Origin of the sequence: Paenibacillus sp. JCM 10914, from assembly GCF_001315105.1 — a bacterium.
Taxonomy (GTDB): Bacteria; Bacillota; Bacilli; order Paenibacillales; family Paenibacillaceae; genus Paenibacillus_AQ.
Genome location: NZ_BAZR01000001.1, coordinates 634,016 through 660,495, shown reverse-complemented (window position 1 = coordinate 660,495; position 26,480 = coordinate 634,016). Strand labels below are relative to the sequence as shown.

Genomic DNA, 26,480 nt, shown 5'->3' with positions numbered 1-26,480 from the left:
TCTTTATACCGTTCCTTTATCCGAAAACAACGAGAAGCCGCTTAGCCGCACACCGGCTTCAGCTCGCTTACCTCGCGTCCTAACACTCGGTAATAGATTTCCTCATACTTTCCTCGAATCAACTCATTGCAGAACATGCTGAGTGAGCGCTGTAAGCACGCTTTGCGCATACGTTCGCTGAGTCCCTCATCTTTAAGAATGCCGAGCACATATTCTGACATCGATGCGACATCACCGATCGGAGCCAAATATCCGGTCTCCCCGTGAGCTACAAGCTCCGGTATGCCGCCTGCGGTGGAGCCAACCGTGGGAACACCACACGCCATCGCTTCCAATGCTACCAAGCCGAAGCTTTCCTTCTCGGAAGGAAGCAGCAATACATCAGCCATGGAAATAACATGGGCAATCTCGTCTTGTTTACCTAGAAAGTGCACTTTCTCGCCTAGTCCAAGCTCATTGATACGACACTGTATTTTCGGAAGATCAGGTCCTTCCCCGACCAGAAGCAGCTTCGCGGGTAGATGAGCTTGCACTTTATTAAATATCTCGATCACATCACCTACACGCTTCACAGGCCGGAAATTGGAAATATGCATCAAGATCTTCTCGCTCGGGTCAGCATAATCCCTGCGCAGCGTCTTTGAATTTCGCGGGTAGTACACCCGAGGATCCACAAAATTGTAAGTCAGATCGATATTACGCGTGATATCGAGCAGTTCCTTGGTCTCCCGAATCAAGTCCTGCGATACGGCGGTAACCGCATCACTCTCATTAATCGCAAGTCTAATCAGATCTTTCAGCGACTCATCCTGCGCCAACACGGTAATGTCCGTACCATGCAACGTAGTCACAACCTTAAGTTGATCCCCAACCATCTGCTTTGCGAGAAACGCGCATACCGCATGCGGTACTGCATAGTGAACGTGAAGGACGTCCAGCTGTTGCATCTTGGCAACCTGGGCCATTTTGGTCGCAAGCGACAAATCGTATGGCGGGTAGCGGAATACGTAGTAATCGTTAACTTCTACCTCGTGATAGAATATATTTTTATGAAAAGTTCCTAATCGAAACGGTATGCTATGGGCAATAAAGTGAACCTGATGACCCTGTTCGGCAAGCAGCTTGCCGAGCTCTGTAGCGACAACGCCGGATCCCCCCAGGGAAGGGTAGCATGTAATTCCGATCTTTAATGGTTGCTGATTCATGTCAGGCCCTCCTTTATGTACATCTCTATATATTATGCCTGGCTGGAGCCGAATAGATGAACAACATACGGACTTTTAGTTGCAAATCCTTCTGCATACGGAATAAGCCTGCGCGCACCAAGCAATGAATCTCTGGCCCGCACACGCTCGATATACCCCTCGGTCAGGGGAGTAGCGACGGCATCTTGTTCGATTTTTTGAAACTGGGAACGGTAACAGGCAAGCGCTTGCTCCTTCACGCTGTATTGTTCGGACACATCTACCACAAGATCCGTTTGTCCCAAGTCGTTGATAAAATAAAAATAAAGCTCGTCCACCTTAATGGAAGGGGTATCCGGCATATAACGACGCAACTTGGCGTTGAAGACCGCTTCTTCCACGAGGCGACTGCAAGCCACATGATCCGGGTGGCGATCTTCCCAATAAGGTGCAAATACGATCGAAGGCGCATGCTTTCTAATCTCCGCGGTTATTCGTTCCACGTGTTCTGGCGTAACAAACAATCCACGATCCGGCAGACCGAGATTCGTCCTTACAGTGAGATCCAGTACCTTGGCCGCATGATTCGCTTCCTGCATACGATTATCAACGGTACCGTTAGACGACATTTCCGCTTGTGTCAGGTCGCATATCCCTACCGCTAGTCCGGCCGATACATGCTTGGCTATCGTACCGGCCATACCGATCTCGGCATCGTCCGCATGCGCTCCGAATATCAATATATCCAGCTTCTGATCGGCCATTAGCTATCCACACCCGGTTTATACTTATGAACAAGTTCCCGCCATGCAAAATCTCCCCGATCCAGGGCCTTGACGAGAATTTCTGCCGTTGCAACGTTCGTAGCTAATGGAATCCCTTGCACATCGCACAGCCGGAGCAAGGCATTAATATCAGGTTCATGTGGCTGAGCCATCAATGGATCTCTTAAAAAAACAATCAGATCCATCTCGTTATCCGCTACAAGTGCTCCAATCTGCTGATCGCCACCCAAGGGACCCGACGCAAAACGGTGAATACTTAGGGAAGTCTGCTCCATTATTCGTGTTCCGGTCGTCCCGGTCGAGTACAGCTTATGACCTGCAAATACGTTCTCGTAAGCAATAACAAAGTTGACTATTTCTTCTTTTTTTCGATCATGGGCAATAAATGCAATGTTCATCGTGATTCACCCCTATGTTAGTCGATAAAATGATCAAAACCATAGACCATGCCAGTATACCCCATAACTTTCTCCACGGCCATCTTCACTCCTGGCATATATGCGGCACGCTCGTATGAATCATGGCGAATCTTGAGACTCTGCCCGTAACCGCCGAAGATCACCTCTTGTTGGGCAAATACGCCTGGCAATCGCAAACTATGGATTCGAAAGCCGTTGTAATATCCTCCCCGTGCACCTTCAATAACCTCTTCTTCTTTCGGATTGCCTTGCCGAACTTCTTCACGATTCGCTGCGATCATTTCTGCTGTTTTAATTGAAGTACCGGACGGAGCGTCCAGCTTTTGATCTCCATGCGTTTCAATAATTTCAACATGAGGCATATATTTGGCCGCTTGGGCCGCAAATTTCATCATCAGGATTGCGCCAATCGAGAAATTCGGAGCGATCAGACCGCCGATATTTTGCTCGGTACACTGCTTGTCCAACTCTTCGATTTGTTCCGGCGTAAATCCTGTAGTGCCCATAACAGGGCGAACTCCATGCTTGATGGCGAGAGTCGTGTTGCTGTATGCGAACTGAGGCGTGGTGAAGTCTACCATAACATCTGGTTTTCCTTCCACCAGCGCCATCTCCAAATCCGACGTTACGGTAATGCCGCATGCAGGCAGACCCACCAGCGTGCCTGCATCCTTACCTGCGTCCGACAGCCCGACGGCAGCAGCCAACTCCAGCTCTTCATCCCCAAGCACTAGCTTAACAACCTCTTTGCCCATACGACCGCCTGCACCGACGACCGCCACCTTAATTACGTTTGACATCTTTAATTCCTCACTTTCCATGACCGATACTAATCTTGCATGTATGATTTCAGTCGCTGTTTTAGCTCCTCCATGATCTGTTGCAGACCGCTTTCTTGCGGATACAAGGCGATTACCTCTTTTAAGGTTGAGATCGCCTGCGCGTGCTCATTCAGTTCGCTATATACTAATGCCAGCCAGACATACGCTTGGGCATGAAGCGGATCCATACTCACAGCCGATTTCAGAAGAGTAACGGCCTGATACAGATCGGAAGGAGTGACATCCTGGCGGCTGTCGACCATTTTCCTAGCATTTCGCACCAGCTCTGCGGCCTTAATGTGCTGGAGATGAAGTCTGTATTCCGGTTTATCCGGCTGTAATCTTACCGCTTCTTCCGCGTGAAAGATCGCCATCTCCAGTCGATCACTTCTTCCATAGGTAATAGAACAGCGGTAATGTACTTCAGCATCCCCGGGATCTGCCTGTAGCGCTTGCTCAAACCAGCGTAGAGCTTCTTCGAAATCATTCTGAAGAATGCACCGATATGCTTTTTGAATATATGTTTCCGTACTCACTGGCTGTCCCTCCCCTATTTCAGGTTTGGTACAGCATATGTAACAACGGCCTAATCGGTGTTTATTTTGGTCCACCGATCCGCATCACGCGTCGAGAATTTATGCATCACTTTATTATGGGCTTCCTCCAGATCGATACCGAGGGAATTAGCGAAACACATCGTAATAAACAATATATCCCCGAGCTCCATCTCAATGGAGTTGTCCGCTTCGTCCGCCTTCTTCGGCTTCTCGCCAAATTGATGATTGACCTCTCTGGCCAGCTCTCCCACTTCCTCAGACATACGAGCCATCATGGACAACGGACTGAAGTACCCTTCTTTGAATTGTGAAATGTAACGATCGACTTCCCGCTGCATCTCAGCCATTGATTTCTCCACAACGATGATACTCCTTTCACTGCTTGAAACAGCCTCGCCTTGTAATTCAGGTGGTTGTTTTAAACCTATGTTATCGTAAAGCGGTTTTGAAAACAAATATTTTTTATGACACGCCTATCTTCTGCACATACTAACCAGGTATGACAGCATTACCATAATGACCGTCAGCACGACGAACTGAAATGTGAGGTCCTCATGAAAACATCGCGGATATTTATAGAACTTCGAACGGTAATTCCGATTATTGCGGGTTGTGCCATCTACGCCTTTGGTCTGCTCTATTTTATTATTCCGAACGAGCTTATGGAAGGCGGCGTTACCGGCATCACAGTCTTACTCAATTACGCCTTCAACATTTCACCGTCCGTCTCTACACTCGTGATCAACATTCCTTTGTTTCTTGTCGGGATGAAGATTCTGGGCAAGCGGCAATCGATTTATACCGGGCTGGGCATCGCCTCCCTGACCATATTTCTGTGGCTCTTCGAATTCCTGATCGACCGCGGGATGATTGTCCCGTTTCGCACGGAACACGACTATATTCTCGCCTCGCTTTACGCTGGAGTCACCCTCGGCGCCGGTCTCGGGATCGTGTTTCGGTTCGGAGGTACAACGGGAGGCTCGGATATCATAGCGCGGATCATCAACCGAAAATTCGGCTTTAGCATGGGCCAAATCATTCTGTCGCTGGATATTATCATTATTGCGATGTCCTTGTTCTTCATTCCGCTCGAACGTATCCTGTATACGCTGGTCGCTGTCTTCATCGCTTCCAAAGTGATCGATTTTATCCAAGAGGGCGCGTATGCTGCCAAATCAATCACGATTATAAGCGATAAGGCTGAACCGATTGCTGATCGAATCGCGATGGAGATGGAGCGAGGGGTAACCCTGATACCTGTGATCGGCGTATATTCCAAGCAAGCGAAGCACATGGTCTATTGCATTGTGTCCCGGCAGGAGATTCGGCGTCTGATTGGGCTGGCCAAATCCATGGATACGAGGGCGTTTATCATTATCAACGAAGTCAATGATGTGCATGGAGAAGGATTTAAGGAGGAATGATGCTCAAGCTATTTAGACGCAAAAAAACCGATCCCTGGCAAAATGGAGGTGCAACCCCAACCATTTACGTTAAGAACGGTTTCTTTGTAACTAGTTCTTTGGTGGAAATAACGGCTTGGACGTGTACAGCTGCCCACGATATTTACGGTAACCAACGAATGACAAGGCGGCCAGGATGAATGCACAAATCACGATCTGCCATGTCCAAGCTCCTTCACTTCGCCAAGTGGAGCTAGCGCCTGCTCATCCTTCTTCTTGCCGAATAACGTGTTCACCATTTCCTCACCTTGAGCAACCACTCGCTCTACAGCCGACATCTCTCCGGACGTCACCAATCCGCCTGCATAGGACAGCCATGATTCCAACATGTTAACTTCTTCAGGCTTACGCTGAATTACGATAGCAGGACGAATCAGCTCATAGTGCTGATCCAGGCTGTCATATGCTCTCTTCATGCCAGCTTTGTCTTGTTGAGACGCATACTGGCTCAACAGCTGCAGGTCCTCGCGTATGACTTTATAATATTGCAGCCACAGGGCATCTTTCGAACGGATCAGACTATCGGTTGCCAGGCGCAATTTGCCTGCCGATATCATCCAGTCCTGCGGCTCTTGTACGGCTCGTGTCGTCGCCTCTTTCATCTCCATAATGCTCTCCGCCAAAGCATGAATGCCTTCCACTCCCGTCAATCCTTGGAATGAAGCCGATTCGAATATCCCCGTCACCCGCCTCAAGTTGTCAAGCACGGCTTGTACGTTTCCTTCCTCAACATGACGGTACAATTGTTCCGCTTCATGGTTAAGTGCCTTCGCCTGAATGGAAGCAGCCGGTGACTGTTCCGGTTCTTTACTCCCGGGATCAGCCCAAACCTCCTCGTAACTGCCCGCGGCTACACATATCAAGACGGCTTGAAATATCAGTAGACGTCTGAATAAGGCTCGAAACATGGACATCCCTCCTACCGTTTATGTTATGGCAGAAGGGATGTCCGTAGAACCGTATAAAGATCCTTATATTCGTTTGTTTCGCGCGTACTTCATTGCAATCCACGCAGCCAGACCACTTAACAAAGTGAGCAAGTAAGTGTACATCTCTACCTTCGACAAGTGGTCATACAAGACTCCGGGTAGCCATGGGAATACGCCATACGTATAATCAACCGTGTCATTCAGTAGTGTCCAGGCAACCGCACCGGCCAATGCGGTCCAGCGATAATGGAACAACCGTACGAACAATAAGGCCTCAACTGCCATTGCTGTATGTGACACGATCAGCATCCAGTCTTGCCAGACCAGAATATCGCCTTGAGCTTGTCCTGCGAATATAATCGCTACCGCCCAAATACCGTATTTCACGGAAGTGACGACAGCCAGCGCTTCAATAAACTGCTGAAAGATTGCTGCGCCCAGGCTTTTCGGCGGGTAGAGCAGCATAAGCAGCGCCAAGCTGAAGAATAGGCTCGCCGTCGGACTATCCGGTACGAAGATGACTTGCCATATGTAGCCGTGCGATATCGTATCAACAATCTGATTGCCGTACCAGATATAGCCGTAGATCGTACCGAGCATGTTAACGACGAACAGCAGCCATAGGATCGATCGTTTACCTAGAAATTCGCGGCTCCAAAGATGTGACATTGACAACTCCCATCCTCCTCATATCCAACTTCAAAAAGAACCTGACCGCGGCTTGCGGTCAGGTTCTTAAAATTTCAATGTTTACTCGCCAGCTGCTTCCGCTTTCTGGCTTGCCAGCCATTCAGCCAGTTGGTCGAGTTCTTCTTCAGTAACACCGAGACCAAGAGCCTGATCTTTCATAGCAGGCATTGTTCCTTGCCCATTCTCGATAATTGCCATGATCTCTTCTTTCGTGTGAGTATCTCCCACTCCGCGAAGCGAAGGACCGGATGCACCTTTCAGGTCTGCCGCATGACAAGAGATACATGTAGCCAGCTTGTAAGTCTCCATTGCTGGATTATCCTTATCCACAAGCGCCACGACATTGTCTTCCGGCTGCTTCGCATTGGAAGTCGGAAGACCGGCCATATGCTTCTCATGCGCTTCTTCTTCACGCTGGATATGCTCAGGCTTCTGGCCCGTTGCTTCCAATTCATGCGTATAATGCGTCCAAGCGGCATTGGTCAAATATACAACCGCAAGAATCGACAGGATCATCAGGGAGGAAGTAATCGGCCTTCTATAGAAACGCCGCTCTTTCCCCGTGTCCAGGAATGGAACCAGGAGCAAAGCGCCGAACGCTACACCCGAAACACCAATCGTACCGAGTACGACATAATCACCGGAAGCGTAAGGAAGCTTCAAATACTCATACAGGAACAAGAAGTACCAGTCCGGCATCGGAATAACCGAAGCCCCTGGATCTGCCGGATAACCGAGCGGAGCCGGTTCCGAAATAGTCAGCACAAGAAAACCGACCAGAACTACTACACCAACCATCCATTCCTTCAACAAGAAGTTAGGAATGAACGCTTCTGATTTACCGGGATAAGCGGTGTAGTCCGGCGGTGTAATCCAGCCGCCGCCTTTTTTCACGCGCGAGTCACCGACATAAACGACTTTCTCATCAGATTTATGACCATGTGCCATAAATATGCGCCTCCCTTCTTCTTATAGTGGTCCGGAAATACCTTGTCTGCGAATCATGATAAAGTGTCCAACGAGCAATGCAAGCAAGACAGCCGGAAGGAAGAATACGTGAATCGCGAAGAAACGGGTTAGCGTTTCGGCACCTACGATAGTACCACCTTGCAGCAACTCTTTAATGATCGGTCCAAGATAAGGTACAGAGTTTGCAATCTCAAGTGTAACCTTTGTTGCGAAATAAGCTTTGTTATCCCAAGGCAACAGGTAGCCTGTAAGGCCAAGACCCAGCATAACAAAGAAAATGAGCATACCAACTACCCAGTTCATCTCACGAGGTGCTTTATAAGAACCCGTGAAGAACACGCGCATCGTATGCAAGAACATCATAACGATTACCAAGCTTGCGCCCCAGTGATGCATGCCGCGAACAATCTGTCCGAAGGCAACCTGTGTTTGCAGGTATTCAACACTGTTGTATGCGTTAATAATATCCGGAACATAATACATCGTCAGGAACATCCCCGACAAAATCTGGATGACTGTGATAAAAAACGTCAAGCCGCCGAAACAGTACACAAATGCGGAGAAATGGTGGGCCGGGTTAACGTGCTCCGGTACTTCATGGTCCGCAACGTCTCTCCAAATCGGCGTGATATCGAGACGTTCATCAATCCAGTTGTAGACATTCTTCAACATCTGAATCTACGCCTCCTATTAGACAACGGTATTTGGTACGATAGCGCCGAGGTAAATCCAGCCATTCTCGATTTTACTTTCGTACTGGTCGAGCGGATTCGGCGCGACGGACAAGTTCTTGCCGTCTGGCGTATAACGCGCACCATGGCAAGGGCAGTGGTATTCATCCGGGAAATTCTTGTTGTTATTCCACCCAACAAGACATCCCAAGTGCTTACAAATTGGTGATAGCGCTACAATCTCACCAGCATCATTCTTACGAATCCACGCCGTCAAAGTGGCTGTACTGTTATACCAGCCATCCTGCTGTTGGAGCTCAAAGTGAAATTCCTGTGGTTCATCCGTAATTTTACTTTCTTCCACGACCTTTACGAAAGATCCTTCTTCCTTATTCTGAAGAATCGGATCTACAGCAAAGCGGAGCATTGGCAAAACTACTCCAGCAGCCATATAAGCTGTGGCACCGCCCAACGTGTATGTAAGAAATTGTCTGCGGGACATCTCTTTTCGACGGGGTGGATTGTGCGATCCTTCATGCTCGTCATTGTGGTTGCTGCTCATTCTGTGTTCAACCCCCTTTGTCAACCGTTCTTAAGTGTCATCAATGATCAAAATCACACGACTTACTAGGACATACTAATAATATATTAGGCACCCAAGACCGTCAAGAATTTGAATCCCATATTTGGGTTCGCTTCCAACAGCCCTTTCATAAATTGTTGGTATTTTGTCACAATATCTCGTCGTGCGTCTGCTGCCACATTTCGCTAATCCGACCCGAGACGATGGATGACATCTTTTCATCCGTTGATCCTTCAAGCTTAACTTTGGACAACACGAGCGAGCTATCCGGTACATCCTCAACGCCAAGTTCAGCATCGGCCGTCATCACAATCACATGCGCAAAGCCGATTGCTTTAACGTTGCGGCATACCTCATTCAGAAGCTTGATATCTTCAGTCTTTCCATATTGTACGGCAGGATATGTAACCAATCTTCCCTTAAACGGAATTTCTGCCAAATCCATAAAATCCCGAAGCCTTTCCAGAGCCGACGTTGCTTCCCACGGCGCCTCCTTGCCGGTCAAGCCGGTATAGGGAATAAGGCAGGTGTCATAAAACGGTTTTAACTCTTCCCATGATTGCTCGTCCACTTCACTAAACTTCATGTAAATATACGTCCTTTCGTCCACTCATCCATTCTATTTCTACATTATACGAGTGAACGGTGCCGTAAAGCAAAAAAAAAAGAAGAAATGCGATCAAGCATTTCTTCAGTTCAACGTCCTCAGTTCATCCGTCAGGTTTCGGAAAGCCACTTCGTCCCCGGATGCCAGCGCTTCGTCGATCTCCTTGTACAATTCTTCACTCCGATGTTTACGCAATGCTTCGTCCCACACCATCTCAGCCGCCAAGCCTAGCATAACCTCGTAAGTAACCTTCATCTTATCCATTAGGATGCACCTCCAAACTAATTTTGCGTAATCCATGTTTCCCTATATCCAAGTTACTTTGTTCAATACGATTCTTTGTTATTGCAGCGTCATACCCTTGGCGTCATTGTCCTTGATATGTATACTGGTCTCGGCGATTTTCAGCCCGAGCGCCGTCATTCGATAACAGGTTCCCTGCGACTCACTTTCGCCAATCCTTAGCATGCCCAAATGCATCAACATCCTCACAATCCGCTGCACCAATATGTTCTGTGGGGAGTCATAGTAGAAGGGACGGATTAACCAACTCAGTGATTCCTGCAAGGATGCGGCAGTTACCCATTCATGACTGCACTGACTGATCCAGTATATAATCGAAGCAATATTGGGTATGGCACCTTTATAAAGTCTTAACCAAAAGCGGAATAACTGTACCACGCTAACTTGATTTCCTTCTTCCAGAACGGACGATCCTGCTTCGGTTAATAACAGTTTGCCGTTGCTTTCGCGTACCCATTGGCGCGCAAAGGCGTAGTCGTACAACATAGCGAACCGATCAGGATACTCAATGCAGGAGCGGCCATAACCAAATCGCCAAGCTCCTTTCGTTATCAGGGGTTCCGATATATGCAATGTGCTCATTAAGAGTTGTTGGTTTCTTCTATACATGAAACCTTCCTGATTGAGATCGATATCATGCCCTCGGACATATTTCAGTATGAGCAACAGATCTTCTACCGCAAGTCCTTGCTCGTCCCGATAGACCTCTGGATCCCTTGTCACCGGCTGAAGCCGGCTGTGGAGGCGTTCACGCAGTACATCGCGAAAACGTTCCTTCAAGTCTGACGGTACTTGAAACAAATACTTGGTAGAATGCGTGAAGCCGTTAAACAACCACCCGCTCCGTCGATAGCGCGCCACGATCTCTCGCGGACTTTCCGTCTTGATCGTCTTCTGTTTCTTAGACTTGTCCACTTCTTGCTCCATCTCTGATGACTGCCGAATGGCTGCCGTCAGTTCTTCCAGACTGTAACCTGTTCGAGTGTCAAAGACCAGATTGTTTAGGAAACGCATATCGCTTGGTGACAAACTCGCTACCAATTCCTCGAAGAATTCCCTGCGCCCGAGCTTGGACAGAATACTTTGAATCAATTCATGCTTCGAATTACGTTTGGCATCGCAATCATAATGATTCGCAATATTGCTAAGTTGTCCAATATCGGCATACGTGAGCATATCCGCTAGATTCATCTACATCGCCTCGCCGTTTTACAACCATTATGGGATGGTTTTGCGCATTTGATACCTGCTTAGCCACGTTTTTTCATAAAAAATATAATTTAGCTATACTTCATGACTATGCCCTTTCAATAAATGATAGAATCTATTCTTGTCGCCAATCCAAACACAAATAAGACCTTCCAGCGGAAGGTCTTAAACGTTTATTTACTTTCTCCAACCGTCACATCTGCTCGGTTAACAAGTGCTTTGTACAATTAAAGAGCAGCGGAGACCAATCGTCCTCTATGCGCTCAATAACCGTTAACGACAAATTACCGATACGTCCGTAGTGGCCCTTACAAACCAGTTTGTAGAGCTGTGCCAGGAACCCACCATGCTCACCACCAGAATGTTCGACTCTGGGTGCTTCCTCCACATATCATCCACAAAAACGAGTCCGCGTGACATTAACTCCAGATCCGATTCCTGTCCTAGATCTTGAAGATGCCACTCCGGGCCGAATTGGGATTCCCTTTCCTCAGCGGTAAGCCCCTCAACCTGACCGTACTTACGCTCACGCAGTCGGTCATCCGGAGAAGCTAAAGGAATGTGCAGCTCCGATGCTATGATTGTTGCGGTTTCTTCGGCGCGCGACAACCCACTACTAATAACAAAATCCCAATGATAAGGTTCTTGTTGCAGACGCTTGGCAAGTAAACGAGCCTGATGACGCCCTTCTTCGTTTAATGGGATATCCGTCTGACCTTGTATTTTGCCTAAAGCATTCCAATCGGTTAATCCATGGCGCACTAATCCGATCAGCATTCGACCCACCTCCTTGCATTCCTAAATCCTGTGCGGACTATCTACGAACTCGATTCAACCTCATGAGAAAGAACATCGCGAGCCCCACGCTTAATAGCGAGAGGATCATCCAATATTCTGGCTCAGTTGGACTCATATCAACCACAAACGGATCAATTATGCCACTGTTCGTCCGCGGAATTTTATAATCGTCCTGGGAGATCGGGGTTTGACCTGATCCAGCTACCCCTGTTGGAATAATGCCGGTAATGGTCTCTTCAACCTCTGGAGCAGGCTGTCCTCCCATAGCAGCAAAGTACACAAAGCTGCATACGAACAAGGCAAGAAAACCGGCAATCCATAATGTGAGCCGCTTCCGGAACATCCGACTCACGGACCTGCTCTTGGACGTCTCTTCCACCAGCCATGGGAAGTCGCGATAGATTCGATCCATCACATTGCGGTTCATCTGCTCTTCATCCATCTCCGGTACTTCATGGTCCAGAGCCTGAACCATTTCCAGACTATCCACCCACATCTCGTATTCTACCGCACATGAACTGCAGGTTTGAACATGTGCTTTCAGCCGTTGTCGCCGCAGATCATCGTCAGGCAAATCCCAGACACTTTCCATCAGCTCTTGGGCTTCATCACAGTTCATCTGACCTTCAACCCTCTCAGATCCTCAATGACCGGCTCATACATGTATGGTTCCAGCTGTAGTTTAACGCTGCCGCGGGCTCTGAACAACAATGACTTGACTGAGCTGACACTTTGTCCCAATATATCTGCAATCTCCTGATAATCCAGTTGATCATATTCCCGAAGGATCAACGCGGATCGTTGTTTCTCCGGTAAATTATTTATTGCTTCCCTGACCATATGTACTCTCTCGCTGCGTAAAATTGCTTGTTCGGGCGCTACATCCTGCGGTGCTATCGGCACGACCCCGCTCTCATCCAGCGGCAGTGTTCCGCTGCGCTGCTTGCGCAGTTCGCTTAACACCGTATTCCTTGCAATGGTGTATAGCCAGGTCGAGAATGAAGCATCCACCTCGCGAAAGGAGTGTAGGCTTCGAAAAGCCTTATAAAACGTCTCCGAGCATATATCCTCGGCCATCAGCTCCATATGCGAGCTCTTTAACATATGATAAACAAATGCCAGTATCTTTCGTTGATAACGCCTCATTAGTTCGGAATAAAGTTCGGTGTTGCCTTGTTTGATTTCTTGAATCAATTGGGAATCCGTCATATGATTTATCGTTCCTCCTTCACCCTCCGGTGCCTTTTCCGTGTCCTTCACCTGCACTTGGATCGTTCAACAGGATATGCAAAAAGTACCGTCAAACCATATATAGTTACGCCTCATGATGTCTGACTATTCTATGTATTTGGCATTTTCCCCAAATCTTCTACACTAGTACTCTAGCATTATAGCACAATTTGGGGAAAAGTTCAGTTTTGTGCCAATAGATTTGCCATAGAGAGGATAAAGAGCAAAAAAAATCCGCCTTCAATAATGAAGGCGGTTGCACAGAGTGCAATATTTTGGATAGGAGTGGAGAGAAACCATACTGTACTTTTATTATATGTATACGTTTTCATTTTGTCAATACAGTAAGCATAATTAAATACGGCTGTTTTTTAGACAGCCGCATTATTACTGATATACCGAATGCCCTTGGGACAATAATAACGATTTCGCCCGCTCCTGCTCCAATTCGTTGCGGAAAGAAAGCCGCATGACACCCGGTACATCTTCCCTGCTCTCAATAATTTGCATATTGCTCAAGTTGATGCTGTTCGTACCAAGCTCCGTTGCGATACGACCAATAATGCCGGGATGATCAGGCACATCGATATACAGATCATATTGCGACACGATCATACCCTTCCGTCTCTCCGGCAACTCACTGCGGAAACTGCCTGCGCTTCGGAAGGCTTCCTCGATTGCTGCGCCGTCTCCGCCCTGCAGCATCTCCATGAACGTCTGAATCCCGTCATTCCAATCGCGAAGCAAGGACAGCATAACGTTACGATTGTTCAGCAGAATGTCCCTCCATACAATCGGATCACTCGAAGCAATTCGGGTGATATCACGGAAGCCACCAGCGGCCAGCGTGCGATACAAAGGGTTCTCTTCATTATAATGGCTGATTTGATTGACCAATGCCACCGCAATTACATGCGGCAGATGACTGATGGCCCCTACAATCTCATCATGAAGTTTGGGTTCCACCTTCACGATATGAGCACGGGTGTAGGAGAGTAAATCCTCCAGCACATCGAGCTTCTCCTGTGGCACATGCGCTGACGGTGTCAGAACGTAATATGCGTTCTCGAACAAAACGGTTGAGGCCGCTCCGACTCCGGACCGTTCCGAGCCTGCCATAGGATGTCCGCCAATAAAGTATGCATCCTGCAGAACAAGCTGCGACGCACAGGCTGCGATGCTGGCTTTGGTACTGCCGACGTCTGTAATGATACAACCAGGCTTCAAGGTTAATTGACTAAGCCTGATCATGTACTCTTCCAGACTGCCTACCGGTACACATAAAAATATGACATCTGCGTTCTGAGCAGCTTCCTCCACGGAAAGCGTCACGTGATCTACGACATCCTTGGCGATGACCTGATCCGCATAGTCCTGGTTATGGGCATACCCGGTGACGGTTACGCCCGGCTTGCCTTTAAAGCATAGGGCCAGCGATCCACCGATCAAACCGACCCCGAATATGGATATATGTTTCGTCATGTTCTCACTCGTTTCAAGCTGCGATGATTTGTGATGATATTAGATGCTCTATACTGGTGTACTGACCTCACGGAGCGCCTGCTCCAATGATGCGATAAAGAACTTGTTCTGATCCACAGATCCGACCGTAACTCGAATATAATTCGGATAGAGATTGAAACCCGGACGGACAATGACCCCTTGAAGCAACAGCGATTGGAATACCTCTTTGCCCGGTCTATTAACGTCAACCATGATGAAATTACCATGCGCCGGAAAGTATGATAGGCCAAGACGATCAAATTCGGTCTGCAGATACTGAATGCCTTCAGCATTCAATTGACGACATTTGGCTACAAATTCCTGATCTCCAAGCGCTGCCTTTGCCGCAACCTGTGCCAGTCGACCGGTATTAAATGGTTCGCGCACCCGGTTAATTAATGAGATGACATCAGCCTGGGCAATACCATAGCCGATTCGAAGGGCTGCTAAACCATAGATTTTGGAGAAGGTTCGCAATACGACAAGGTTCGGATATGTCTTCAGCATCGAGATGCTGTTAGGGTAAGAAGCATCCGTTACATATTCATAATAAGCTTCATCCAACACAACCATTACATGGGCTGGCACCGAATTCATGAAGGATACAAGTTCCTGTTCAGACACGAGTGTGCCTGTAGGATTGTTTGGATTACATACCCATACGATTTTCGTCTTATCTGTAATAGCATCAGCCATTGCAGGAAGATCGTGCGTACCGTTGACTAACGGCACCTCGATGCTGATCGCTCCTTCAATATCAGCATTCGTCTTGTAGACCGAGAATGTCTGATCTGCCATGATTGTCTCATCGCCGGGTTGGAGGTAAGCCCGAATAATCAAAGCGATGATCTCGTCTGAACCACATCCGAATATCACTTGATTGCGCTCAATCCCGAGCATGCCGGCTAACTGAACCGTTAGGTCGACAGCACTTCCATCGGGGTACATACTTACGGATCCAAGTTCCGCTGTTATAGCTTCTAAGGCTCGCGGTGAACTTCCGTACGGATTCTCGTTAGAAGCAAGCTTGATGACTTGCTCGAGTCCCAGTTCCTTCTTCACTTCTTCTATCGGCTTCCCAGGTTGGTACACAGGAAGATTAACGATTTGCGTTTTCGGTTTCATAATGATTCGCTTCTCCTTTCATGACTTGCTCATACCTATCCTTTTAATTGTGCCACAAACTCTCTGATTTGCAAAAGTCCTTGCTGACGCGTCTCTTCTTGCTCAAGCAGCGGTATCTGCGATTCAATCTGCCGGACGATTGCACTCCCGACGACCACTCCGTCACAGATCTTGGAGAATCTGGCGACTTGTTCGCCTGAAGATATCCCAAAGCCGATGGCAATCGGCACATTACTGTAGCGCCTGACCGTTTCTAAGAACGAATCCACCCCAGCATAAAAATCGGTCCGCTCTCCGGTTACACCAAGCGAGGATACGCAATAGACAAACCCTGTAGCTTCCGATGCGATACTTGCGATCCGTTCATGTGAGGTCGGAGCTACTAATGGAATAAGATGAACATCTGCTGCCAATGCACGTCTGCGTACCTCCTCCGATTCTTCAACCGGCAGATCTGGAATGATGAGACCACTGATATCGTTCTTCACCACTTCCTCGAAGAAGGTATCAAGTCCCGTCTGCAGCACCGGATTGTAATACGTGAACAAAATAAACGGTAGCTTGCTGCCCCGTGCTCTGGCTTGTTGAGCGATTTCCATACACGTTCGAATGGTCACCTTGCCCTTAAGTGCACGTTCAGAGGCACGCTGGATAACAGGTCCATCGGCAAGCGGGTCGGAATACGGAACACCGAGTTCGATAATGTCGGCCCCAGCCACTTCCAATTCATGAATGATATCCAGCGTCGTTCGGGCATCGGGATCGCCTACGGTTAGATATGGAATAAGGGCGGTTTTATGGTCTTGCTTCAAAGATTGAAAAGTCTGGTCGATGCGGTTCACTGCACATTCCCTCCCGTGTATGCCATGATGGACTCGACGTCCTTATCCCCCCGGCCGGACAGATTAATGACCACGATATCATTTTCCGTCCAAGTCGATGCCATCTTCACGGCATGGGCTACAGCATGCGCAGATTCCAAGGCTGGAATGATGCCTTCCGTCCGGCATAATAACTGCAAGGCATCGAGTGCTTCCTGATCCGTGATTGGAACATACTCCACTCGTTCGATATCCTTTAGATAAGAATGCTCCGGTCCCACCCCTGGATAATCCAGCCCTGCAGAGATCGAATGAGCTTCTTGTACCTGCCCATACTCATCCTGCAACAAATAACTCATTGAACCTTGGAATACACCATGCGTTCCTTTCGACATCGTAGCTGCATGGAACTCGGTCTCCACCCCTTTACCGGCCGCTTCAACGCCGATTAGACGTACTTCCTGATCCTCAAGAAACGGGTAGAACATCCCGATCGCGTTACTGCCCCCGCCAATCGGAGCCAAAATCACATCAGGGAGCTTGCCTTCGGTCTCCAATATTTGCTTACGTGTCTCATCGCCTATAATCCGCTGGAAATTACGAACCATCATCGGATACGGATGCGGTCCAACCGCTGATCCAAGCACATAGAACGTATCCTCCACATGGCTCACCCAGTAACGAAGCGCTTCGTTGCCTGCATCCTTCAGTGTCCGGCTGCCAGAAGTTACCGGGACCACCTCGGCGCCGAGCATCTTCATCCGAAAGACATTCAGTTGCTGGCGCTTCGTATCTTCCTCTCCCATAAACACCTTGCATTCAAGACCAAGCAAGGCCGCTACCGTAGCCGTTGCAACCCCGTGCTGACCGGCGCCTGTCTCGGCAATGACTTTGCCTTTACCCATTCGCTTCGCCAGAACCCCTTGCGCGATCGCATTGTTGATCTTATGTGCTCCGGTATGATTCAAGTCTTCTCGCTTAAGATAGATCCTCGCCTTACCGAGATGTTGACTTAAGCGCTCCGCATAGTATAGTGGCGTCTCCCGGCCAGAATACTGCTTCAATAAGTAAGCAATCTCCTCTTGAAATTCCGGATCGGCAGAGAAACGGTTGTATTCTTGTTCAAGTTCGATTAATGCATTCATGAGCGTTTCCGGGACGAACCGTCCGCCAAACGCTCCGAAACGTCCGTTCTGATCTGGTAGTTGCGTCATTTCTCTTTCACCCTTTCTACGAATGCATTCACTTTATCAATATCCTTCACGCCAGGCTCGCTCTCCACGCCGCTCGATACATCCACGCCGTCAGGTGCGTACTGGTCGATTAATTGCGCTACATTATCAGCATCCAGACCACCGGCGACAAATAACGGAAGGCGATGCCGCGATGCCCACCGCTGATAGGCAGGGATCAAATCCCAGGCAAACGTCTTGCCTGAACCGCCGCCATATACCGGGTCGTAAGTATCCAGCAGGAGCCCGTCGATAGCCCCTGCATACGCGTCCAATTCGGATATACGATCCGTTTCGCTGCGACTTCCCTCGATCGATACCACTTTAAATACAGAAACCGGGAAGCGCTCCTTCACTTCCCGGCAAAATTGTGGCGATTCCTGACCGTGCAGCTGAATGACATCCAGCGCAGCGACATTGAGGAGTTCCTCCAGTTCATTCATGTCAGGGTTAACCAAGACACCGGCACTAGCAGGAATCTTGTCTTGATCCCATTCCTGCAATACGCCAATCAGCAACGCAGCCTGTTGCGGCGTAACCTGACGGCGGCTCTTGGCGAATACAAATCCGATATAATCCACAGGTAAGTTTACCATCGATTTTAGCACTTCAACGCTTTGAAGTCCACATATTTTTAGAGCCGTAGCTGGCATATTCTTCTCTCCCTTAATCCAAATCTGCTGCGACGGTCATGGGCCCCATCAGATCGTTAACAGCGCGGAACACGTCGTCCTGACGCATAAAATGCTCACCCACCAGAACCCCATGGGCTCCAACATAATGCAGGTACGAAATGTCCGCAGGACTCGCTATTCCACTCTCGCTGATCAACGTAACGCCTTTCGGAACACGTGCTGCGAGCTCTGCCGTTGTCTCCAGCGAAGTCTCGAACGTCCGTAGATTGCGGTTGTTGATTCCGATCAATGCCGCATGCTCAAGCTCCAAAACGCTCTCCAGCTCCTTACCGTCATGCACCTCAATCAAGCAATCCAGACCAATGGCCGATGCGATAGCGATAAACTCCGCGATCCGTTGTTTGTCAAGGATGCTGGCAATGAGCAGAATCGCATCAGCCCCAAGTAAGCGAGCTTCATAAATCTGAGCTTCATCAATAATGAAATCCTTGCGAAGCAGTGGAAGCTGAACCGCTTTGCGGATGTCCTGTAGATATTGTCCGCTTCCTTGAAAATACGTTTGATCTGTCAGCACCGATAAGCAGTCGGCATCAGCCGCTTCATAGGATCGTGCAATCATTACGGGATCGAAGTCCGGACGGATCAACCCTTTCGAAGGAGAAGCCTTCTTTACTTCAGCAATCAATCCCATGCTGCGCTTGCGACTTGCAGACAACGCACGTTCAAATCCCCGCGTCGGCGGCAGATCGGCGATCCGTTGTTCCGCATCGGATATGCGGAATGTTTCTCGCAGCTTCGCAACTTCTTGATGTTTGGTTTCAACGATACGATCAAGATACATAACTCATTTCCCCCGTTCTCGCGATCAACTGTTCGAGCTTAGACTTCGCGATTCCTGAATCTATGGCTTCCCCTGCGCGGCCTACTCCCTCAGCAAGGCTATCGGCAAGACCGGATACGTAGATGCAGGCACCCGCATTGGCAAGAACGATATCACGGTATGCGCTTCGTTCACCCGCAAGCACCGAACCGATGATCGCGGCATTCTCCTGCGCATCTCCTCCAAGAATCGCAGTCATCGGATGAAGTGACAGACCCAAATCTTGAGGATGGATATCATACGTACGGACGGTGCCGCCTCGCAGTTCTGACACACGTGTCGGGGCTGAGACGCTGATCTCATCGAGCCCATCGTGGCTCGTGACCACCATCGCTCGCTTCAGCCCAAGCTCCTTCAGCACCAGGGCAATCGTCTCCGTCTTCTCGATATCATATATACCCAGCATCTGACGATCCGCTCCTGCCGGATTCGTCAACGGCCCGAGCATATTGAATACGGTTCTGATCCCGAGTTCCTTCCTTGGGACAGCCGCATGCTTCATCGACGGATGATAGATCTGTGCGAACAGGAAGCAGATACCGATATCCTCAAGACAAGCCGTCGCCTGCTCTGCCGTTAGGTGAATATTCACGCCTAGTGCCTCCAGCACGTCCGCACTTCCGGCCCGGCCCGATGCCGACCGATTGCCGTGCTTCGCTACCCTGACCGATACCGAGGAGGAGATGATGGCCGATACGGTCGAGATGTTAAATTTGTGAATTCCCGATCCGCCCGTGCCACACGTATCGAGCAGCCGGTTGCGTTCCGTTACGACGCGCCCACCTGCACCTCTCATTGCTTCAGCGAAACCCGTGATTTCTTCTACTGTCTCTCCCTTGATTCTCAATGCGGTCAGCAGAGCGCCGATCTGCGAATGGGTTGCCCGACCATCCATGATCGCCTGCATGACTTCTCGCGCTTCTTCGCGATTCAAATCCAGACCTGTGATTAATTTCGAGATGCTGGCTTGCACTGGCTCCAATGTATTCATGCTATTCTCCTCCTCTTTGGCTTAAGGCGTGTATTGGTAAAGATAGTCCTGATTGATCATATCGTTCATGTCATTGTCAGGCAGGAACATTGCCTCTGCCACCCGAATCGATTTGAGCATGCCCATCGCTTTGTTGACAGTCTCTTCATATTCCTTCTCGGGTACGGAATCCCACACGATTCCCGCCCCTGCTTGCACATACGCTTTACCCTGCCGAAAAATAATCGTCCGAATCGTAATGCAGGAATCCATATTCCCGCCAAATCCGAGGTATCCAATTGCTCCTGCGTACGCCCCTCTGGCTTCTCTCTCTAATTCCGCGATGATCTCCATCGCTCTCAGTTTAGGAGCCCCCGACACGGTACCCGCCGGGAGACACGATAGAAAAGCATCGAAGAAATCCTTGTGTTCATCCAACTGGCCGGTTACTCCGGATACCATGTGCATAACGTGCGAATATTTCTCGATCTCCATAAACGACTCGCATTTTACCGTGCCGAATTCCGACACACGTCCCAGATCATTACGCCCCAGATCGACGAGCATCAAGTGCTCGGCACGCTCTTTCTCATCCTGGAGAAGATCTTCGGCGAGACGTGTGTCTTCGGCCTCATCAGCACCTCTTGGTCTTGTGCCTGCAATCGGCCTGGTTGAGACGCGTCTTCCGTCAACCTTTACCAATGCTTCCGGAGACGTCCCGACGATGATGTCGTCATCCATCTTGAGATAGTACATGTATGGCGAAGGGTTTAATGTCCGAAGGACTCGATATACCTGCAATGGCGAAACTTCCGTATCGATATGAAACCGCTGGGACAGTACGACCTGGAAAATATCGCCGGCACGGATATACTCTTTCGCCTGCTCGACATTCTTCATGTACTTCTCTTTGGTCATATTGGATTTAATGTCACCCATGTCCACATTAGCAGGTATCCCTCTGGAATTGACGTTCTCCTGCGGCCCTTGCTCCTGGAGTTGCTGTGCGGCTGCTTCCAGCTTACGGAGCACGTGAGCGTAGCTGGCACGAACATCATCATCGGAATCACCCGGTTTAACATGGACATTGCCAATCAACATGATCTGTTGCTTCACATGATCAAACACGATGATCTGATCACAGAACATGAAGCGGATGTCGTCCATCTCGAGATCATCCAGCGCGTGTGCCGGCAAATTCTCGTAATATTGCAGCAGGTCGTATCCGAAGAAGCCGATTGCTCCACCCGTGAAAGGCGGCATTTCCTTGAGCTGTGGGCTGCGATACGTCCGTAGCAGCGCCTTTAATTCTTCCACAGGCTTACCTTTCAATACGGAACGCTCACCGTTGCGCTCAACTTCAATCATGCCTCGTTTACCTTTAATCATTAAGAAGGGATCGGTTCCGATAAAGGAGTATCTTGCCCACTGGACCCCGCCCTCAACGCTCTCAAGTAAAAATGCCCGTGTCCGCTGTGCATATCGTTGGAAAATGCGGATCGGGGTCTCCATGTCGGCTAACAATCGGATAGCAACCGGAATCAGATTATATTCGCTTGCCATTGCTACCACTTGCTCCTTCGACGGATGTGCCATATGAATCCCTCCTTCATTCGTGTAGGTAAATACAAAAAAACCTCTACCGAAGTAGAGGTTGACGTTTCTAAACAAGAGATATGAAAAAAGAGCATGGATAAGAAAAGAGATATATCCTAACATGTGCACTTGCATCAGATGTCTTGGTTCGTCTAATCGTAACGTGCCTTGCACGAAAACAATCGAGATACCGACCTGATATATGCTGCACATAGGAAATACAATTTCCATTCCAATTCTGTCATGCCTAACTTGCCTCAGCTCTTCTCAACTCAACTCATCTAAAAAACCTAACTCTACTCTGCTATTCTGATATCACTATACAGGATTTCCCCTGCACTCTGCAACCCCGAATTTTAGCTCCGGCAACCAAAAACCTACCCGGCGTTCGATCCAGACAAATCCGGACGAAGTTTCTTGGCTTCATTCAGGTATACGTGCTTGATCTCGCTCTGGCTCTTGTCTGTGTTCACCTGAACCATGAATCGAATGCATCTTGCAAGCTGCCTTCTACTGGAATCTCGACTGAACACATCAGCGGGACCAAATCCCAACCTGCCAATTGGCGAATGACTTTAGCAGGAAAAGCTGCATTCAGATCCTGGGTCATCGTAATCCAGATGTTACTTATATACTCGGGCTGCAGTTCATTGCGTCTGATCATCTCTTCCATCAGCCGAAGCGTCTCCTGCAAAATCTCCTGTTCGTCGTTTTGGGTGACGGTTGTTGCCCCACGGATGCCGCGATTCATCATGAACTATCCCTCTCCTTTCAACTGCTCGACCACGGATCGCACAGCTTCTACCGGTACATCCTTAACAATGCTGACCGAACCGATGGCTTCCGGTACGATGAATACCATCTGACCTTCCGTAAATTTCTTGTCATGCTGCATCGCATCCATAATCTGATCAATCGATACATCTTGTGGCAGCTGTACCGGCAGGTTCACAGCTTTCAGCATGCGAATCGTCTCACCGTACAGACTCTCGTCCCTGCCAAGACGTTCGGCGAGCATCGCCGAGCCGGCCATACCGATCGCAATCGCTTCCCCATGCAGGAAACGACCGTATCCTCCAACCGCCTCGATCGCATGACCAATCGTATGACCAAGATTCAGAATGGCACGCAGGCCACCTTCCCGCTCATCCTTGGAGACGACATCTGCCTTAATAGCACAACCACGCTCTAAACCATGAATCAAGGTCTCGGCATCCAAAGCCAAAAGCTTGTGGCCATTCTCGCAGCACCAGTAAGCGAAATCCTTATCCAGGATTAAACCATGCTTTACCATCTCAGCCAGCCCAGAAGAGACTTCGCGGGCAGGAAGTGACTTTAACGTATCGACATCATACAGCACCATAACGGGCTGATGAAATGCACCGATCATATTCTTGGCTAGAGGATGATTGACGGCGACTTTGCCACCAACGCTACTATCGTGAGCCAAGATCGTCGTTGGAATTTGAACAAAGGTGATGCCGCGCATATATGTAGCAGCCACAAAACCGGCCAGGTCACCTACAACGCCTCCGCCTAGCGCGAACACGGCAGAACTGCGATCCAATTTGGCCTGAATTGCAGTCGTCATCACCTGTTCGTACACATCAAGCGACTTTGAGGACTCGCCAGACGGGACAACGTGCGTCAGCACATGATAACCTTCGGACTTCAACCTCGATACAACGCTATCCAGATAATGCGGCCCGACCTTATCATCGGTTACGATCAAATGCGGGCTTTTCTTCGATATACCGTGCTTGGCACATAATTCTCCAATGGAATCCAGAATGCCTGCGCCAATATAGATCGGGTATGACCGTTCTCCAAGTTCCACCTGAAGTGTTCTCATCTTAATAATTCCCCAGCTGCTTCAGGTAGTTCTGATAGTTCGCATGGATTTCCTCCATGGAATCGCCGCCGAACTTCTCTAGAAACGCCTTGGCTACTTCCCAGGTCACGACATGCTCCATGACCACGCTTGCGGCTGGAACTGCGCATGCATCAGAGCGTTCAACTTGTGCAGTAAACGCCTCTTTCGTGTCGATATCCACGCTTTGCAACGGCTTGTAAAGCGTCGGAATTGGTTTCATAACCCCACGAACGACAATCGGCATACCATTGGTCATCCCGCCTTCAAAGCCTCCAAGCCGATTCGTCGCCCGGTAGTAACCTCGTTCTTCGCTGTACATAATCTCATCGTGCACCTGAGAGCCGCGCAGTTCGCCTGCTTCGAAACCGATACCCACCTCAACGCCCTTGAAAGCGTTGATTGACATGACGCCTTGTGCGATACGACCATCAAGTTTGCGGTCATATTGCACATGGCTGCCCAATCCGACAGGCAGTCCTTCGATGATGCATTCCACGATTCCGCCGATCGAGTCGCCTTCCTTCTTGATCTGATCGATGTATGCTTCCATTTTCTTCTCGGTCTCTTCGTCCGTCACCCTGACAGATGAAGCTTCGGTACGCTCAATCAATTCATCAATCGGGAGATGATGAAGCGGAGCTTCAATCTCACCGATCCGTCTTACCTGACCCGCTACCTTCACACCGAATTGTGCTAGGAATTGTCTGGCAATCGCACCAACCGCCACACGAACCGTTGTCTCGCGCGCGCTGGATCGCTCCAAAACGTTACGCAGATCCTTCAGATTATATTTCAAGCCGCCATTCAGATCGGCATGGCCGGGGCGGGGACGATGTATCCGCCTCTTCGCTTCGTCATTGCCTTCAACCGGCTCTACGTTCATGATATTTTGCCAATGCTTCCAATCGTTGTTCTGGACGACGAGTGCGAGCGGTGCACCGGTCGTATATCCATGTCGCACACCGCCGAGGATCTCGGCCGTATCCTTCTCTATCTGCATCCGGCGTCCCCGTCCATACCCCTTCTGTCTCCGGTGAAGCTGGAAATTAAGTGCCTCGAAATCAAGCTCCAAATTACTTGGCAGGCCTTCGATGATGGTAGTCAACTGCGGACCGTGTGTCTCTCCAGCAGTTAAAAAGCGTAAACTCATGCTGTTTCTCCCCCTTATATACTTTTAAGCGTTAAACTGCTAAAATCCGTAAACATCTTCTGATCATTATAGTATAGGTCACACGCTTTGACAAGAACGTCATAAGACAAGCAAAAGCGCCTCTCATCCCAGGATGGAAAAGCGCTTTTAGGCTGAATATATCAGTGATTATTGAACTTTGCGATAGAAAAAAGTCTCATGGCTCTCCATCCCGTATTGCAATGGATTGAAGATCTGCTCCGTGCTTCCCACGAACAGAAATCCACCGGGTCTCAAGCTCGCGGCAAACTTCAAATACAGCTTATGCTTCGCTTCCTCTGTGAAATAGATCATCACGTTGCGACACACAATCAAGTCATAACCGGCCTCAAAGCGATCCGTAAGAAGATTCTGCTTCTGAAACAACACTTCCTTCTTCAAACTTTCACTGAAACGATAAAACGAGCCTTCTGCTCTAAAATAACGCTCAGCCACTTCAACCGGCACATCCTTCAAGGAACGTTCCACATATAGGCCTTCCTTCGCTTTATGTATCACGCCGTCATCGATATCGGTGGCCACGATTTGTGCCCGGCTTAACAACTGCTTGTCCGCCAGTATCATCGCCAATGTATACGGCTCCTCGCCAGTAGAACAAGCGGCGCTCCATATTTTCAACTTTCCGGGATTCTGCTCCATCAGCAAGGGCAGCACTTGATCCCGCAGCACTTCCCATCGGTTCGGATTACGCCAGAATTCCGAAACGTTAATGGTCATTCGGTCCAAGAACTCATGAAGGAGTTGTTTATCCTTCGCCATGACATCATAAAAATCAGCAAATGTGTTAAAACCCTTCTTCACGCGAAGGGTGGTCAGCCGCCGCTTCATCTGTGATTCCTTATAATCAGCCAGATTAATGCCGGTACTCCGTTCCACTTTACGAATGAAGTCGGTGTAGTCCGGATCCTCAAGCATCATTTCCTGTTCAGTCGTCATGCGGTTACAGCCAAGGGGAGAGGGTTCGATCATATTGAACCACTTCATGCTCCGCAAAAAAATTAGCAATCTCCCGTTCCGCACTTTCCGGGGAATCCGAGCCATGAATCAGATTATGTGGCGTATGTGAAGCGAAGTCTCCACGAATCGTCCCAGGCTGCGCCTCCTGTACGTTCGTCTTACCGATAACCTGACGAGACAGGGCGATAACATCGTCCCCCTCCCATACCATGGCGAATACAGGTCCCGATGTAATAAACCCGACCAGATTGGCAAAGAAATCTTTGCCCTCATGTTCTGCATAATGACGATGGGCAAGCTCGTCCGATATGTGCAGGAACTTGCCAGCAACCAGCTTAAACCCTTTATCCTCCAGACGGCCGACGATTCGGCCGATCAATCCACGCTGTACACCATCCGGTTTAATCATCAAAAAAGTACGTTCCATAGGCCTCATCACTCTTCCTCTCGCTTTTAGGATCTTGAACAATCATTCCATGCT

29 protein-coding genes and 3 pseudogenes are annotated in these 26,480 nt (G+C 49.1%); 1 reads left to right on the top strand and 31 read right to left on the bottom strand.

What is annotated here, in order from left to right; all coding sequences use genetic code 11:
• Positions 1 to 41: 41 nt before the first annotated feature.
• The 6 genes from bshA to JCM10914_RS03105 are packed head-to-tail and all read right to left on the bottom strand — an operon-like array spanning position 42 to position 4,125.
• Positions 42 to 1,205, bottom strand: a complete 1,164-nt coding sequence (gene bshA / locus JCM10914_RS03130) for an N-acetyl-alpha-D-glucosaminyl L-malate synthase BshA (protein ID WP_023957286.1) — start codon at positions 1,203 to 1,205, stop codon at positions 42 to 44.
• Positions 1,206 to 1,237: 32 nt separating this feature from the next.
• Positions 1,238 to 1,948: a bacillithiol biosynthesis deacetylase BshB1 gene (gene bshB1 / locus JCM10914_RS03125; RefSeq protein ID WP_023957284.1), complete on the bottom strand. Its 711-nt coding sequence runs from the start codon at positions 1,946 to 1,948 to the stop codon at positions 1,238 to 1,240.
• Complete coding sequence (mgsA, locus tag JCM10914_RS03120; RefSeq protein ID WP_023957282.1) at positions 1,948 to 2,367, bottom strand: methylglyoxal synthase; 420 nt, start codon at positions 2,365 to 2,367, stop codon at positions 1,948 to 1,950. Before mgsA ends, bshB1 begins: the two co-directional genes overlap by 1 nt.
• Positions 2,368 to 2,384: 17 nt before the next feature.
• Entirely contained in the window at positions 2,385 to 3,188 is an 804-nt protein-coding gene (gene dapB / locus JCM10914_RS03115) for a 4-hydroxy-tetrahydrodipicolinate reductase (protein ID WP_023957279.1), read from the bottom strand.
• 29 nt (positions 3,189 to 3,217) lie between these two features.
• Positions 3,218 to 3,745: a tetratricopeptide repeat protein gene (locus JCM10914_RS03110; RefSeq protein ID WP_023957277.1), complete on the bottom strand. Its 528-nt coding sequence runs from the start codon at positions 3,743 to 3,745 to the stop codon at positions 3,218 to 3,220.
• Positions 3,746 to 3,795: 50 nt separating this feature from the next.
• Positions 3,796 to 4,125, bottom strand: coding sequence for a nucleotide pyrophosphohydrolase (locus JCM10914_RS03105; protein ID WP_036716820.1), 330 nt, complete (start codon positions 4,123 to 4,125; stop codon positions 3,796 to 3,798).
• Between the two features lie 195 nt (positions 4,126 to 4,320).
• Between JCM10914_RS03105 and JCM10914_RS03100 the strand changes: the two genes are divergently transcribed.
• Complete coding sequence (locus JCM10914_RS03100; RefSeq protein ID WP_023957273.1) at positions 4,321 to 5,190, top strand: YitT family protein; 870 nt, start codon at positions 4,321 to 4,323, stop codon at positions 5,188 to 5,190.
• A 90-nt stretch (positions 5,191 to 5,280) separates the two neighbouring features.
• Here JCM10914_RS03100 and JCM10914_RS31225 read toward each other — a convergent pair whose 3' ends face one another.
• The 25 genes and pseudogenes from JCM10914_RS31225 to ndk all read right to left on the bottom strand — a co-directional run bounded on the left by JCM10914_RS31225 (position 5,281) and on the right by ndk (position 26,426).
• Entirely contained in the window at positions 5,281 to 5,382 is a 102-nt protein-coding gene (locus JCM10914_RS31225; protein WP_269433827.1) for a sporulation protein YpjB, read from the bottom strand.
• Positions 5,379 to 6,137: a sporulation protein YpjB gene (locus tag JCM10914_RS03095; protein WP_023957271.1), complete on the bottom strand. Its 759-nt coding sequence runs from the start codon at positions 6,135 to 6,137 to the stop codon at positions 5,379 to 5,381. Before JCM10914_RS03095 ends, JCM10914_RS31225 begins: the two co-directional genes overlap by 4 nt.
• A 63-nt stretch (positions 6,138 to 6,200) precedes the next feature.
• Positions 6,201 to 6,833, bottom strand: a complete 633-nt coding sequence (locus JCM10914_RS03090) for a DUF1405 domain-containing protein (protein WP_023957268.1) — start codon at positions 6,831 to 6,833, stop codon at positions 6,201 to 6,203.
• A 75-nt stretch (positions 6,834 to 6,908) separates the two neighbouring features.
• Positions 6,909 to 7,796 (bottom strand): menaquinol-cytochrome c reductase cytochrome b/c subunit, encoded by an 888-nt coding sequence (locus tag JCM10914_RS03085; protein ID WP_023957266.1) that lies wholly within the window; start codon positions 7,794 to 7,796, stop codon positions 6,909 to 6,911.
• A 21-nt stretch (positions 7,797 to 7,817) separates the two neighbouring features.
• A complete protein-coding gene (gene qcrB / locus JCM10914_RS03080; protein ID WP_023957264.1) occupies positions 7,818 to 8,489 on the bottom strand; it encodes a menaquinol-cytochrome c reductase cytochrome b subunit in 672 nt (223 codons plus the stop codon).
• A gap of 18 nt (positions 8,490 to 8,507) precedes the next feature.
• The gene (locus JCM10914_RS03075) at positions 8,508 to 9,050 is read right to left on the bottom strand and encodes a ubiquinol-cytochrome c reductase iron-sulfur subunit (RefSeq protein WP_036716817.1); all 543 of its coding nucleotides are present in this window, start codon (positions 9,048 to 9,050) and stop codon (positions 8,508 to 8,510) included.
• A 169-nt stretch (positions 9,051 to 9,219) separates the two neighbouring features.
• Complete coding sequence (locus tag JCM10914_RS03070) at positions 9,220 to 9,657, bottom strand: DUF2487 family protein (protein WP_023957260.1); 438 nt, start codon at positions 9,655 to 9,657, stop codon at positions 9,220 to 9,222.
• Between the two features lie 105 nt (positions 9,658 to 9,762).
• Positions 9,763 to 9,942 (bottom strand): IDEAL domain-containing protein, encoded by a 180-nt coding sequence (locus JCM10914_RS03065; RefSeq protein WP_006209497.1) that lies wholly within the window; start codon positions 9,940 to 9,942, stop codon positions 9,763 to 9,765.
• Between the two features lie 78 nt (positions 9,943 to 10,020).
• Positions 10,021 to 11,172: a hypothetical protein gene (locus tag JCM10914_RS03060; protein ID WP_023957258.1), complete on the bottom strand. Its 1,152-nt coding sequence runs from the start codon at positions 11,170 to 11,172 to the stop codon at positions 10,021 to 10,023.
• Positions 11,173 to 11,383: 211 nt separating this feature from the next.
• Positions 11,384 to 11,967: pseudogene (locus JCM10914_RS03055) on the bottom strand (histidine phosphatase family protein).
• A gap of 37 nt (positions 11,968 to 12,004) precedes the next feature.
• Positions 12,005 to 12,607, bottom strand: a complete 603-nt coding sequence (locus tag JCM10914_RS03050) for an anti-sigma factor (RefSeq protein ID WP_023957254.1) — start codon at positions 12,605 to 12,607, stop codon at positions 12,005 to 12,007.
• The gene (locus JCM10914_RS03045) at positions 12,604 to 13,197 is read right to left on the bottom strand and encodes an RNA polymerase sigma factor (RefSeq protein WP_036716815.1); all 594 of its coding nucleotides are present in this window, start codon (positions 13,195 to 13,197) and stop codon (positions 12,604 to 12,606) included. The genes JCM10914_RS03050 and JCM10914_RS03045 overlap by 4 nt, the downstream gene beginning before the upstream one ends.
• Positions 13,198 to 13,605: 408 nt before the next feature.
• Positions 13,606 to 14,712, bottom strand: a pseudogene (locus JCM10914_RS03040) (prephenate dehydrogenase); the annotation flags it as partial.
• 36 nt (positions 14,713 to 14,748) lie between these two features.
• A complete protein-coding gene (hisC, locus tag JCM10914_RS03035) occupies positions 14,749 to 15,846 on the bottom strand; it encodes a histidinol-phosphate transaminase (protein ID WP_023957248.1) in 1,098 nt (365 codons plus the stop codon).
• Between the two features lie 35 nt (positions 15,847 to 15,881).
• Positions 15,882 to 16,688 carry a tryptophan synthase subunit alpha gene (gene trpA / locus JCM10914_RS03030; protein ID WP_023957246.1) on the bottom strand — a complete coding sequence of 269 codons (807 nt, stop codon included), beginning with the start codon at positions 16,686 to 16,688 and terminating at the stop codon, positions 15,882 to 15,884.
• The gene (gene trpB, locus JCM10914_RS03025; protein ID WP_023957244.1) at positions 16,685 to 17,881 is read right to left on the bottom strand and encodes a tryptophan synthase subunit beta; all 1,197 of its coding nucleotides are present in this window, start codon (positions 17,879 to 17,881) and stop codon (positions 16,685 to 16,687) included. Before trpB ends, trpA begins: the two co-directional genes overlap by 4 nt.
• Positions 17,878 to 18,552, bottom strand: a complete 675-nt coding sequence (locus tag JCM10914_RS03020) for a phosphoribosylanthranilate isomerase (protein WP_023957242.1) — start codon at positions 18,550 to 18,552, stop codon at positions 17,878 to 17,880. The genes trpB and JCM10914_RS03020 overlap by 4 nt, the downstream gene beginning before the upstream one ends.
• Positions 18,553 to 18,565: 13 nt before the next feature.
• A complete protein-coding gene (trpC, locus tag JCM10914_RS03015) occupies positions 18,566 to 19,375 on the bottom strand; it encodes an indole-3-glycerol phosphate synthase TrpC (protein WP_023957240.1) in 810 nt (269 codons plus the stop codon).
• Positions 19,365 to 20,405 carry an anthranilate phosphoribosyltransferase gene (gene trpD, locus JCM10914_RS03010; protein ID WP_023957238.1) on the bottom strand — a complete coding sequence of 347 codons (1,041 nt, stop codon included), beginning with the start codon at positions 20,403 to 20,405 and terminating at the stop codon, positions 19,365 to 19,367. Before trpD ends, trpC begins: the two co-directional genes overlap by 11 nt.
• A gap of 21 nt (positions 20,406 to 20,426) precedes the next feature.
• The gene (gene trpE, locus JCM10914_RS03005) at positions 20,427 to 21,980 is read right to left on the bottom strand and encodes an anthranilate synthase component I (protein WP_023957236.1); all 1,554 of its coding nucleotides are present in this window, start codon (positions 21,978 to 21,980) and stop codon (positions 20,427 to 20,429) included.
• Between the two features lie 377 nt (positions 21,981 to 22,357).
• A pseudogene (aroH, locus tag JCM10914_RS03000) lies at positions 22,358 to 22,734 on the bottom strand (chorismate mutase).
• A gap of 3 nt (positions 22,735 to 22,737) precedes the next feature.
• Positions 22,738 to 23,832 (bottom strand): 3-dehydroquinate synthase, encoded by a 1,095-nt coding sequence (gene aroB / locus JCM10914_RS02995; RefSeq protein WP_023957232.1) that lies wholly within the window; start codon positions 23,830 to 23,832, stop codon positions 22,738 to 22,740.
• A 1-nt stretch (position 23,833) separates the two neighbouring features.
• The gene (gene aroC, locus JCM10914_RS02990) at positions 23,834 to 25,003 is read right to left on the bottom strand and encodes a chorismate synthase (RefSeq protein WP_023957230.1); all 1,170 of its coding nucleotides are present in this window, start codon (positions 25,001 to 25,003) and stop codon (positions 23,834 to 23,836) included.
• A gap of 168 nt (positions 25,004 to 25,171) precedes the next feature.
• Positions 25,172 to 25,978 (bottom strand): protein-glutamate O-methyltransferase CheR, encoded by an 807-nt coding sequence (locus tag JCM10914_RS02985; protein ID WP_023957228.1) that lies wholly within the window; start codon positions 25,976 to 25,978, stop codon positions 25,172 to 25,174.
• 4 nt (positions 25,979 to 25,982) lie between these two features.
• Positions 25,983 to 26,426, bottom strand: coding sequence for a nucleoside-diphosphate kinase (gene ndk, locus JCM10914_RS02980; RefSeq protein ID WP_023957226.1), 444 nt, complete (start codon positions 26,424 to 26,426; stop codon positions 25,983 to 25,985).
• Between the last annotated feature and the right edge of the window lie 54 nt (positions 26,427 to 26,480).